Source organism: Pseudomonas sp. R9.37 (genome assembly GCF_963878885.1).
Lineage (GTDB): Bacteria > Pseudomonadota > Gammaproteobacteria > Pseudomonadales > Pseudomonadaceae > Aquipseudomonas.
The window spans coordinates 392,040-404,552 of the sequence record NZ_CAWNZA010000043.1 but is presented as its reverse complement, the minus strand read 5'-3'; the positions used below and the strand labels follow the sequence as shown (position 1 = coordinate 404,552).

The following is a 12,513-nucleotide window of genomic DNA, read 5'->3' as shown; positions in this document are numbered from 1 at the left end:
GGATTCGGGCTGCCCCATGAAAACCCTTGCTCGCCTCACCCTATTGCTGCCAAGCCTGTTCACCCTGTGCGACACCGCCCGGGCTGAAGACGCAGCGCTGGTCCTCGACCCCAGCGTGGTAACCGGTTCACGCAGCGCCAGCCCGACGTTCGACCTTCCGTATTCGGTCGACAGCATCAGCCGTGAGCAGATCAGCGAGGGCCAACTCGGCATCAATGCCTCCGAAGCCCTGTCCCGCGTGCCTGGCCTGGTGGTGCAGAACCGTCAGAACTACGCGCAGGACCTGCAGATCTCCTCACGCGGCTTCGGTGCGCGCTCGGCGTTTGGCGTGCGCGGCATAAAGCTGATCGCCGACGGCATCCCCGCCAGCACTCCGGATGGCCAGGGCCAGGCCGCCACGTTCAACCTCGACACCGCCGAACGCATCGAAGTGCTGCGCGGCCCGGCCGCCACGTTGTATGGCAGCAATGCCGGCGGCGTGATCCAGATGTTCTCGCGCGATGGCGAAGGCCCGCCGCGCATCGGCGCCGAAACGCTGGTGGGCAGTGACGGCCTGAACAAGAACCACCTGACAGCCGAAGGTGCGGCGAATGGCGCCGGTTTTGTACTCGACGCCTCGCGCATGGACACCGACGGCTACCGCGACCACAGCAGCGCCCGTCGTGACCAGACCTTTGCCAAGCTGAATGTCCAACCCGATGACGACAGCAAACTGGCGCTGATCTACAGCAGCCTGGAGCAAAACGGCACGCAAGACCCGCTGGGCCAGACCTGGGCCGCGTACAAGGCGGACCCGCGCTCGGTAGCGCCGGCCGCGCTGCAGTACAACACGCGAAAAAGCATCGACCATCAGCAATTGGGCCTGAATTACGAGCGCTATATCGGTGATGCCACACTGCAGGTGAATGCGTATACAGGGCGGCGCAATGTGATTCAGTACCTGTCGATTCCCGGCGGAACGGCGTCAGACAAACGCGGCGGCGTGGTGAACTTCGACCGCACATTCTACGGCGGCTCCGTCCACTGGCTGCAGCCGATCACCAGCGTTCCCGGCGACCTGACCCTGATCACCGGCCTCGACTACGACCGCAGCCAGGATGATCGCCAAGGCTACTCCAACACCCTCAACGGCGTGCACGGCGTCAAAGGCGCGCTGGGCCGCGACGAAATCGACACCGCCACCAGCCTCGACCCGTTCGTGCAGGCCAACTGGCTGCTGGGCGACTGGACCCTGCAAGCCGGCCTGCGTCACAGCACCATGAAGATGGATGTGGACGACCACTTCCTCAGCGACGGCAACGACAGCGGCAACAAGATCTACCAGAAGAACACGCCGTCAGTGAGCGTGATGTATGCGTTCACGCCGGACTTGCATGGCTATGTGAGCGCAGGCAAAGGGTTTGAAACCCCGACCCAGGCGGAGTCGGCGTATTCCAGCAGCTCGAACGGCTTCAATTTCGCGCTCAAGCCGTCGGTCAGCAAGCAGTATGAAATGGGGCTCAAGGCCCGGATTGGCCAGGACACACGCGTGAATGCTGCGGTGTTCCAGATCACCAACGATGACGAACTGGTCGTGCAGCAATCCAGCGGCGGTCGCACCACCTACCAGAACGCCGGTCGCACCTTGCGCCGTGGTTTCGAACTGGGCCTGGAAAGCCAATTGACCGAACAGTGGAGCACCCACCTCGCCTACACCCGCCTGCAAGCCACCTATGACAGCGATTTCGTCAGCGGCGCCAGCACGGCGGTCGACAAAGGCAACTACCTGCCCGGCGTCCCCCAGACCACGCTCTTCGCCGAGCTGAACTGGAAACCACGCGACTGGGTCAGCACCGCCCTTGAAGGCATGTACCGCAGCAAAGTCTACGTGGAAGACACCAACCAGCAACGCGCCGCGCCGGCCTACAGCGTATTCAACTGGCGTGCGCGCTTCGAGCAGAAGGTCGAGCACTGGACCTTCCACCAGACCCTGCGCCTGGATAACTTGCTGGATCGCCAGTACGTGGGTTCGGTGATCGTCGGGGACGGTAACTTCCGCTATTACGAAGCGGCGCCGGGAAGGTCGTGGTACGCGGGGGCGGGGGCTGAATATCAGTTTTGATCAGCCAGCGCGGCGCCTGGGCGACCGTCATCGCGGGCCAGCCCGCGCCCACATCAACCTGTAGGAGCGGGCTTGCCCGCGCTAGAGCCGAAGGCCCATCTTAACCGGCGGCGCCGATCGCTTTGGGCAAACGCTGATCGATCAGCTGGTACAGCGCGCTGCTCTCGGGCCAGTTGCGCATAAACCGCGCGCGGTCCTTGGCATACGCCGGCGCGAAGCTGGCGAGTGAACTGTGCTGACACATGGCGTCCAGGTCGATCAAGGCCCAGCGGTCTGCATGCCAGAACAGGTTATGGCCTTTGAAGTCACCATGACTGATGCGCTCACGAATCAGCTCGGCAAACAGATGATCCAGCGCCAGCAGCTCATTTTCTGGCGCATCACCGCGCTCAACGTACGGCGCAAAACGCTCGATGATGTCCGGCCCCGGCAAGTATTCAGTCACCAGGTACGCCCGGCTGCGCAGCCACAAAAACCGCTTCTCCAGCACCGCCAGCGGCTTGGGCGTAGCAATCCCCAGAAACGCCAGACGGTTGCCTTCGCGCCACGAATGCCAGGCGCGGCTCGGGCGCCAGAAGCGCTTGAGCCAATGGGCAAAACCCTTGATGTTGTAGCGCTTGATCACCAGCGGCCGACCGCCCACCTCGACCTTGCCCACGCTGGCGGCCCCGCCGGTTTTGTACAGGTGGCCCTGATCCAGCAATGCATCGGCCTGCTCCAGCACCGGCAGCATGGCGGCCTCTTCCTCACGGCGAATGGCGCGCAAGGCAAAGGCGCCACGCACGACACTGAACAGCGTGCAGTCGCGGCCAACCTTGTTCAAAAAGTCCTTCAAGCGCCAGGCGCTGACCTTGCGCACCTGCTTTTCGAGCGCTTCCAGGGGCACGGCGTGCTCGCCATTGCTCAGCAGGTAATAGACCAATAATTCTTCGGTAAAGGGTTCGAGGTTTTTCGGCAACTGTGCAAAAAACACCCCGAGGTTTTCCAGTACCCGGTTGCGCGACAGCGGCTTGCCTGCGGCTTCGACACGAATGCCTGCGCCGTCAATCAGGTACAGCTTGCCGTCCTGACGCAGCAGGTTGTCCAGGTGCAGGTCTTCCTGCCACAGCCCTTTGGCATGCATGTGGGCAATCGCCCCCAGCGCCTCGGCGAGCACGGCTGTTTGTTCGTCCGCCAGCGGCGGCAAGCTTTCAACTGCTTGCCAGGCATCGGCGAGGCTTTGGGCGCCTTCAATGAAGTCGAACAGCAGCCAGCCGCCCTCGCCTTCCTGCAAGCCATCGGCCAACAGCTGCGGCGTGGTCAGGCCTTGCTGGGCAAGCAGGCGTACGCCGCCGAGCTCGCGCTGAAAATGCCGTGCCGCCTTGCTGCCCACCAATAACTTGGCCAGCACCGTACGCCCGCGCCAGACGCCGGCGCCCACATAACGCTCGCCCGGCAACACACGCAACAGACTGAGCAGTTGCAACTGCCCTGGGCCGGCGGCATCTGCCAGTTCGATGGTCAGCGGCAGGCTGGGCGTGCGGCCGGCTTTTTTCAGCTCGGACAAACGCATCAGCGGCTCTCCTTGTGGCTGCGACGCGCCGTCAGCCGTTCAAACCAGGCACCCACCTTTGCGCTGTTTTCAGGCTCTGCCAGGTAGGCCGCCAGCAACTGCCGCACCTGCGCGTCCGTCCACTGCGGCGCGCGGCGCAGCAGCGGCTCCAGGTCTTTGACCCGGTCACGCTGGCCGAACAACAGCGGGCGGGTTTTCTCCAGGTCGATCAGCTGCGCGGCGTAACCGTCGCCCAGGGTCTGCAGAAAAATATGCTTGGGATAAAAACAGCCATGTACCTGACCTACGCTGTGCAGATGACGGGCCAATTGACCGCAGGCCAGCAGAATTGCGCGGTGCTGGGCGTCAGTCAGTTGCGACCACTGCTCCAGCAACGAATCCAGGTCGTTCCAACCGTCCAGGGCACGGGTCAGCAACATCGCGCGGTGCTCGCCGTCGACCTTGCGCTCACCGAAAAAAGCGGCCTGCAACGCCGGAATACCGAGTTTCTGATAACGGCTGATATTGCGAAATTCGCGCGCAAAGGTGGGCTCGCCAAACGGCTTGTGCAGCGTGCGTGTCAGGTAGTTGCTCTGGCGCTTGAGGTAGTAACCCTGCCCTTCAAGCTCCAGGCGAAACACGCTGCTCCAGCCACCCTTGCTGGTATTGGGCTCATCCACCGCGTCCAGTTGCCTGGCCCACAGGGCGTCAAAGGTTGCCAGACCATGGCGCTCCAGCAGAGCGCGGTCTTCGGCCGCCAGGAAATCACTCATTCGCGTCCCTCGAAAAACTTCACCACGTGGCGAATTCGCTGTTTGTCTGACGCCGTCAGGTGCATGCGTTGGCGGTATTGCATGTAGAAGCGCAGGCGCTGCGTGGCCGACAAGTGATACTTGGCGACCTTGTCCAGGCAGGCCAGGTCCTTGGTAATTCGGTACTTGAGCCAGAAACCGCGCCAGAAATCACCGTTGGGGCAATCGATGAGGTACAGGGTCTGCTGGTCGTCGACCAGCAGGTTGCGCCACTTCAAATCGTTATGGGTGAAGCGGTGCTCATGCATGGTGCGCGTGTATTCGGCGAGCTGCCGACTGATCACGCTGACCCAGTTGGGGTCTTTCAAGCGCGGATCTTTGCGATCAGCCAGCACCGACAAGTCTTCAGTCTTGGGCAATTCGCGGGTGATCATCGCGCCCCGCGCGTAGGCCAGGCCTTTGCGTTCCAGCCCCCAGGCCACCACGTCGGCGGTGGGAATGCCCCACTTGGCGAAACGCTTGAGGTTCTGCCATTCGGACTTCACCCGAGGTTTGCCCAAGTAGCGGCGCAGGCCCTTGCCGGCACCGACGTAGCGCTTGACGTAGTAATTGATCCCGCCGCGCGCCACCCGAATTACTTCCGACAACGGGTCGCGGGTCAGGCGCTCGCCTTGCAGGGCGAATACCGCTTCGAGGCTGCCGAAATCATCCGCCAGAGCGGCGTAAGCAGGTTCCAGGTTCCAACCCGCCATCAGAGCGCATCCCCGTAGCGTTGTTTACGTGCATACAGCTTGTCGGCCTTGGTTTGCAGCCACTGCAACAAGGCATTTTCTTCAGCCAGGATCTGGCGCAACGGCTGCTGGAAGTAGCCTTTGAGGAAGCGCAGCTTGTCACGACGCGTCAAGCCAATGTCCAGCGCCGAGAAGTACAACGCGGCCAGGTCTTTGTCGCGCCAGCGATGACTGATTTTGTCGCGGGTCTGGGCGCGGTGCAGGTCGATCACCGACAACTTGAAGGTGTCAGCCGTCACCGGCGTATCGGTGTGCAACAGGAAGTGGCAGATGTAGCAATCGCGATGGTTGACCCCACCGCGATGCATCATGCCGGTCATGCGCGCCACTTCGGCGATCAGCGCATGCTTGAGGCGCGGCGCGGGCGGCTGCTTGAGCCAGTCGATGCTGAAATCTTCCAGGCTGACAGTCGGCGCCAGTTCTTCAGTGATGATGAACGAGTGCTGGTCGGCCGGGTTGCTGCCGCGCTCGCCGTACGCCACCGCGGTCATGGTCGGCACGCCGATCTCCTGCAGGCGCTGGATGGCCTGCCACTCCTGGCCCGCACCGAGCACCGGCAGCTTGGCGGTGACCAGATTCTTGACGATCTCGCCCCAGCCGATGCCACGGTGGATTTTCACAAAATAGCCACGCCCATCCACCTCGGTGCGCAAGGTGCGCCGGGCTTCAAGTTCGCGGTACACCTCGCCTTCCAGCCGCTCGACTTCGGCGAAGGCATCACGCCCGGCCCAGAGGGTCTTGAACGGTTCGGCAAGCATCAACTTCATCGTTTTGGCTCCGCCAGAATCACATCCGCCGCGTGCTGCGGCATGCTGTAGAGGTCGGCCGTCTCGGCGTACGCCAACCCATTGCGGCCCCAGGCCGCACGCTGTGCAGTGTCGGTAAGCATGCGTGTCAGGTAGTGGTTGAGCTGCGTTTGATCGAACGGCTCGTCCAGCACCAACCCACTGTCGGCCTCGCTGATGTAGTGGGCGTAACCACACACCGCCGAGACCAGCACCGGCAACCCGGCCACCAGGGCTTCGAGCAACACGGTGCCGGTGTTTTCGTTGTACGCCGGGTGGATCAACAGGTCGGCGCCCAGCAGGAAACGCGGAATATCGCTGCGCCCTTTGAGGAACTGCACGTTATCGCCCAGCCCCAACGTAGCACTCTGCAATTGGAATACTTTGGGGTCGTCCTGGCCAATTACAAACAGACGTGTACGTTTTTTCAGTTCCGCCGGTAAGGCGGCCAGGGCCTTTAGGCTGCGATCAACGCCCTTGGTCTTGAAGCCCGAACCGATTTGCACCAGCAGCAAGTCGTCGTCGGCGAGGTTGAATTCCTGGCGGAAACCTTCGCGGATTTCGGCAGCATTCGGCGGCGCGCGGCGGTCCTGGGCGATGCCCGGCGGCAGCAGGTGGAAACGCTCCAGCGGGGTGTCGTAATGCTTGATGAACAGCGGTTGCTGCACTTCAGAGATCATCAGGATTTCAGTCTTGGCGTCCCTGGCGAACACCGCGCGCTCGTACTCGGCAAAGTGGCGGTAACGGCCAAAGCTTTTGTACAGCGAGTGACGCAGGTTTTGCGCCTTGTCTTCAAAGCAGCCATCGGCGGCGTAGTACACGTCCAGGCCGGGCATTTTGTTGAAGCCGATCAGACGGTCCACCGGGCGTTTGGCCAGGTCGGCTTCCATCCAGGCGCTGAGCTTTTCATTGCGCCGATGGTTGAAGAACGCCTTGACCGGCGCCACCAGCACTTCGAAGCCCGGCGGAATGTCGCCTTCCCAGATCAGCGTGTAGACACGAATCTGATGGCCGCGCTGCTGGCACTCCAGGGCGATGCGCATGAAGTCGCGCTGCAGGCCACCGAAAGGGAAATATTTGTACAGAACAAAAGCCAGTTGCATCAGTGCAGCTCCTCAGCCAGTAACAACGTGCTCAGTCGGCTTGCCACACGCTCAGGGTTCAGGCGCGTGAAGCACAGGGGCGACTCGCGCTTGATGTCGAACCGACGCAGGTCGTCGGCCGTTGGTTGATAGGTACAGTGTTTTTGCAGGCACGGCGCGCACGGGAAGTCGCTGGCCAGGTGAATCTGGCCCTTGCCATAGGCGCCGGTCAGGCCGGGGTTGGTGGGGCCGAACAGGGAAATGGTCGGCACGTCCAAAGCAGCGGCCAGATGGCCAAGGCCAGTGTCCACCGCCACACAGGCGCGGGCGCCGGCCAGCACGCGGGCCACGCCGGCCAGGTTGAGCTTGGGCAGCACTTCGGCGTTTTGCAGGCCATGGGCCAGGCGCTCGGCACGGGCTTTTTCGTCGGCATTGCCCCACGGCAACTTCACGTCCACGCCCAGGCGGCCCATGCGCTCGGCCAGCTCGCGCCAATAGGCTTCGGGCCAGTGCTTGGTGTCCCAGGTGGTGCCGTGCAGCAGCAGCACAAAGGGTTTTTTCGGCGGCAGACCGAGCAGCTTGTCGGTGCTCAGGCCGTAGTCGCCCAACCCCTTGGGCAGGTCGTAGCCCAGCGCAACGGCGAACAGCTGGCGCAAACGCTCTACCGCATGCTGCCCACGGGCCACGGCCAGGCGGCGCGAGTAGAAACGCGCAGCGATGGGTTCGCGTGCAGAATGCTTGTCGAAACCCGCTACCGGAGCGCGCACGTAGCGCGTCAGCCACGCACTTTTCAGCAGGCCTTGGGCGTCAATCACCAAGTCATATTTGGTTGACTGAACACGCTGCTTGAACCGTCGCCACTCGCCGCTCTTGATGGTTTGCCAGATGTTTTTGCGCCAGCGACGAATCGCCACCGGAATCACCTGGTCGACCGCCGGGTGCCAGGTGGGGATCTCGGCAAAGCCTTCTTCCACCACCCAGTCAAAGCGAATGCCGGGGATCGCCCGCGCCGCGTCGGTCAGTGCCGGCAAGGCGTGGATCACGTCGCCCAGGGATGAGGTCTTGACTACCAATACTCGCAAACTAACGGACCTCGACCACAGAGCCTTGCAACCGCTGCAACGCGTCGCTGACCGGTTGCGGCAGCAGCTGGCGCAGGCAATTGTAGTGGCCGAAACGGCAGGTACGCTCAAAACACGGACTGCAATCCAGGCCCAGGCGCACCACTTCGACCTTGTCGGCCAACGGCGGTGTGAAGCCAGGCGAGGTCGAGCCGTACACCGCCACCAGTGGGCGATTCAACGCGGCAGCCACGTGCATCAGGCCGGAGTCGTTGGACACCACCGAGTCGGCGCAGGACAGCAGGTCGATGGCTTCGGCCAGTGACGTGTCGCCGCTGAGGTTCACCGCTTCTTCGCGCAGCCCAGGGATCAGGCGCTGGCGGATGTCCTCGCCCACCGAGTGATCGTTTTTCGAACCGAACAACCACACCTGCCAGCCTTCGCGAATCTTCATCTCGGCGACTTTGGCGTAATGCTCCGACGGCCAGCGCTTGGACTCGCCAAACTCCGCGCCTGGGCACAGCGCCAGCACCGGACGGTCGAGCATCAGGCCGAACTTGGCCAGGGCCGCGTCACGGGTCACCGGGTCGATCTGCAAGCTGGGGCGCGGGTACGGCGTCGGCAGGTCGGCACCTGGCTCGTAGGCCAGGGCCATGAAGCGCTCGATCATCAGCGGGTAGCGTGCTTTGTCGAGCGTGCGCACATCGTTGAGCAAGACGTAGCGAAACTCGCCGCGCCAGCCGGTGCGTTTGGGGATGCCGGCGAAATACGGCACCAGCGCCGACTTGAGCGAGTTGGGCAACAGGATCGCCTGGTCGTACTGGCCGACCATGGATTTGCCGATGCGCCGGCGCGTCGCCAATTCGAGGGCACCGTGGCCGAGCGGGAAGCTCAAGGCCTTGCGCACCTGGGGCATGCGCTCGAGGATCGGCCGGCTCCACTCGGGGGCGAGCACGTCGATTTGGCAGTCGGGATGACGCTGTTTCAGGCACTGGAACAGTGTCTGCGCCATCACCATGTCACCGACCCAACTGGGCCCAACGATCAGAATATTCATGTAGTTTCCACAAACGATGCGGGGAGGCTTAAGCCTCCCCGCATCGATAATTATCCCAGGTTGCGGTAGCCACGGAACCGCTTTGTGTGAGAGCGGGCTTGCTCGCGAAAGCATCACCGCGGTCCGCCAGACAGACCGCAGCGTCTGCTTCGCGAGCAAGCCCGCTCCCACACAAGGCTGGTTTCCACATTAGATTGGCATCGCTCAATTAATCGAGTATCAGCTTAACCCCAGCGCCTGCCAGATTCGCATCACCTGGCGCCGTTCGTCGGCGAACTGATCCCCGGCTACCGTGCCAGCCTCATTTTGCAAGGCTTGGCGGTGCGCGGCGGAACGGTAGGCTTTATACACCTCGCGCAGCAGATGGGCATCGGCGGCGGGCATCAGCCCGACCTGCTCCAGGCCCTCCAGAATGCGGATATTGTCGGTGTAGCGCAGCAACGATGGATGTTGCGCAGACCACGCCAAAGCCGCGTATTGCACCATAAATTCAATATCGACGATACCTCCGGCGTCCTGCTTGAGGTCGAACACCACCGTGGGCTCAAAGGCATTGGCGCCGGTGCCGGCCGCCGTAGACCGGGTGCCCAGGTTGTCGCGCATCTTGGCACGCATCTCGCTGACCTCCTGGCGCAGCTTGGCCAGGTCGCGTTCACGGCCCAGTACTTTGGCGCGAACTTGCTCAAACGCCTGGCCCACATCCTGACTGCCCACCAGCACCCGCGCGCGGATCAGCGCCTGATGTTCCCAGGTCCAGGCTTCATTTTGCTGATAGCGCTCGAAGGCTCCGAGTGAACTCACCAGCAAACCCGACGCGCCGGATGGGCGCAGGCGCATGTCGACCTCATACAGCTGGCCGGAGTTGGTCTGGGTGGTCAGCAAGTGGATGATGCGCTGGCCCAGACGCGTGAAGAACTGCGCGCCGTCGATCGGCTTGGCGCCGTCAGTCTCGGCCTGCGGGTCACCGTCGTGGATAAACACCAGATCCAGGTCCGAACCATGCCCCAGCTCGATGCCACCCACCTTGCCATAACCGACAATGATGAACCCCGGGTCGCACAGCGTACCGTCAAGCCGCTGCGGCGAGCCGTGGCGGGCCACGGTCTGGCGCCACGCCAGGGCCAGTACTTGTTCGAGAATGGCTTCGGCAAGCCAGGTCAGGTAATCGCTGACTTTCATCAATGGCAGGCTGCCGGCGATTTCCGAGGCGGCCACGCGCAGACGGTGAGCCAGCTTGAAGTGGCGCAGCGCCTCCATCTGCTGCTCTAGGTCATCCTCGGGAATGCGCGTGAGGCGCTCGCGCAGCTCGGCGGCAAGTTCCGGCGCCAACGGCGGCTTGAACAGACGGCCTTCGTTAAGCAGTTCGTCGAGCAACAGCGGGAAGCGCGTGATCTGTTCGGCGATCCACGGGCTGGCGGCGCACAGTGTGAGCAGACGGCGCAAAGCGTCGGGGTTTTCCGTGAGCAGCACCAGATAAGCGGACCGGCGGGCGACGGCTTCGACCAGCGGCAGTACACGTTCAAGCACCAAATCCGGGTTGGCGTGTTCGACGGCCTGGGCCAGCAGACGCGGAATAAAAGCATCCAGCCGCTCCCGCCCCAGGCGCTGCATGGCGCGCAATTGCGGGCTGCCGCGCAAGCCGGCCAGGGCTTTGAGGGCTTTGAGCGCGTCGGTAAAGCCACCTTCCTGCAATTGCAGGCGAGCGGCGTCTTCGTCCTGAGACTCTTCCCACAGTGGCAGCCACTCGCCGCCTACGACCAACTCACTCTCTGCGCCTTCTTCTTCGTCAGGGTCGGCGATGACCTGGCGGAAGTGCCAGTCCACCCGACCACGCCAATACATCAGGCGCTCATGGAACGCGGACCAATCGGCAAAGCCCAGCATAAAGGCAATGCGCGCCTGATCTTCCGGGGTGTCCGGGAGCATTTGCGTCTGGCGGTCGGCGATCGCCTGGATCGCATGCTCGGTGTAACGCAAGAATTCGTAGCCGTTGCGTAACTCGGCAATCACTGCCGCAGGCAAATAACCCTGCCCTTCGAGCGTGCCGAGCACCTTGAGCAATGGCCGTTGTTGCAGGCTCAGGTCGCGGCCGCCGTGGATCAGCTGGAACGCCTGGGCGATAAATTCCACTTCGCGGATGCCGCCCGAGCCCAGCTTGATGTTGTCGGCCATGCCTTTGCGCCGCACTTCCTGCTGGATCAGCTGCTTCATGGTGCGCAGCGCTTCGATGGCCGAAAAGTCCAGGTAACGCCGATAGACGAACGGGCGCAGCATATCCAGCAGTTGCGCACCGGCCACCTGGTCACCGGCAACCACGCGCGCCTTGATCATGGCGTAGCGTTCCCAATCACGGCCCTGGTCCTGGTAGTACTGTTCCAGCGCGTTGAAGCTGAGCACCAGGGCGCCAGCCGAACCGTAGGGACGCAGGCGCATGTCGACGCGGAACACAAACCCGTCGACCGTCATCGGGTCGAGCGCCTTGATCAGTTTTTGACCAAGCCGGATAAAAAACTCCTGGTTATCCAGCGCGCGCTTCACGCCCACCGTCTCGCCGCCCTCGGGGTAGGCGAAGATCAGGTCGATATCAGAGGACAGGTTCAGCTCCACGGCGCCGAGTTTGCCCATGCCGAGGATGACCATGTGCTGGGCTTCGCCGCTGCGCCGGCCGGTGGGGGTGCCAAATTGCACGCAATGGCGCTGGTACAGCCATTGGTAGGCTTGGTCGATGCTGGCGTCGGCCATGTCGGACAGGTCGCGACAGGTTTGCACCAGGTCGGCCTGGCGCGTCAGGTCGCGCCAGATGATGCGCACTTGCTGGCGGGTGCGCTGGCGACGCAGCACGCGACCCAGCTCATCTTCTGTTTCGGCCTGTTGCACGGCGCCGGCGATCTGACCGCACAGCTCGCCGGGCGCAAAGCCGCGGTCCAGCTCGCCCCAGGCCACCAGCTCGAGCAACATCAAAGGGTCACGCAGGCTCTGTTCAATGACAAAATCACTGGCGGCGCACACGCGGGCGAAGTCAGCCCACCGTTGCGGCGTCCATGCAGAAAGTCCATGATCGTCGTCCAGCGCGGCCACTGCGTCACGAAATGACTGCTCGGCCCGCTGGGCAAAAGGCAAGAGAATGGCCGGTAATGGGGCCAGTGTTGGAAGGCTCATGGTCTATCCTTGATCGGCGCGTAAAAGGCTTGTTGCTGTGAACGCAAGAACCACGCTCGGTGAAGGACTGTCGAACAAAGGTTATAAATAGCTGAAATTAAATTAATCTTGGCAGGCAACATCAAACTTTCACCTTTTCTTGTTCGCAAAAGATCAACAATAACGATTATGCTCACCAGCCAGACCGAGCAATC

The 12,513-nt window shown here is 62.6% G+C and carries 9 protein-coding genes; 1 reads left to right on the top strand and 8 read right to left on the bottom strand.

All coding sequences use genetic code 11. The features are described from left to right. Positions 1–16: 16 nt before the first annotated feature. Entirely contained in the window at positions 17–2,101 is a 2,085-nt protein-coding gene (locus AACU78_RS20845; protein ID WP_106577581.1) for a TonB-dependent receptor family protein, read from the top strand. A 100-nt stretch (positions 2,102–2,201) separates the two neighbouring features. Here AACU78_RS20845 and AACU78_RS20840 read toward each other — a convergent pair whose 3' ends face one another. From AACU78_RS20840 to glnE, 8 genes are all read right to left on the bottom strand, one after another. Beyond that, entirely contained in the window at positions 2,202–3,653 is a 1,452-nt protein-coding gene (locus AACU78_RS20840) for a lipopolysaccharide kinase InaA family protein (protein WP_106577580.1), read from the bottom strand. After that, a complete protein-coding gene (locus AACU78_RS20835) occupies positions 3,653–4,405 on the bottom strand; it encodes a lipopolysaccharide kinase InaA family protein (RefSeq protein ID WP_106577579.1) in 753 nt (250 codons plus the stop codon). Before AACU78_RS20835 ends, AACU78_RS20840 begins: the two co-directional genes overlap by 1 nt. Then, entirely contained in the window at positions 4,402–5,136 is a 735-nt protein-coding gene (locus AACU78_RS20830) for a lipopolysaccharide kinase InaA family protein (RefSeq protein WP_106577578.1), read from the bottom strand. The genes AACU78_RS20835 and AACU78_RS20830 overlap by 4 nt, the downstream gene beginning before the upstream one ends. Further along, on the bottom strand, positions 5,136–5,942 hold the full coding sequence (rfaP, locus tag AACU78_RS20825) for a lipopolysaccharide core heptose(I) kinase RfaP (protein WP_106577577.1): 807 nt from the start codon (positions 5,940–5,942) through the stop codon (positions 5,136–5,138). The genes AACU78_RS20830 and rfaP overlap by 1 nt, the downstream gene beginning before the upstream one ends. Beyond that, positions 5,939–7,063: a glycosyltransferase family 4 protein gene (locus AACU78_RS20820; RefSeq protein WP_106577576.1), complete on the bottom strand. Its 1,125-nt coding sequence runs from the start codon at positions 7,061–7,063 to the stop codon at positions 5,939–5,941. The genes rfaP and AACU78_RS20820 overlap by 4 nt, the downstream gene beginning before the upstream one ends. Continuing rightward, positions 7,063–8,124 carry a lipopolysaccharide heptosyltransferase I gene (waaC, locus tag AACU78_RS20815; RefSeq protein WP_106577575.1) on the bottom strand — a complete coding sequence of 354 codons (1,062 nt, stop codon included), beginning with the start codon at positions 8,122–8,124 and terminating at the stop codon, positions 7,063–7,065. Before waaC ends, AACU78_RS20820 begins: the two co-directional genes overlap by 1 nt. 1 nt (position 8,125) lies before the next feature. Beyond that, positions 8,126–9,160 carry a lipopolysaccharide heptosyltransferase II gene (gene waaF, locus AACU78_RS20810; RefSeq protein ID WP_106577574.1) on the bottom strand — a complete coding sequence of 345 codons (1,035 nt, stop codon included), beginning with the start codon at positions 9,158–9,160 and terminating at the stop codon, positions 8,126–8,128. Positions 9,161–9,379: 219 nt separating this feature from the next. Continuing rightward, entirely contained in the window at positions 9,380–12,319 is a 2,940-nt protein-coding gene (gene glnE / locus AACU78_RS20805; protein ID WP_106577573.1) for a bifunctional [glutamate--ammonia ligase]-adenylyl-L-tyrosine phosphorylase/[glutamate--ammonia-ligase] adenylyltransferase, read from the bottom strand. Positions 12,320–12,513: the final 194 nt, after the last annotated feature.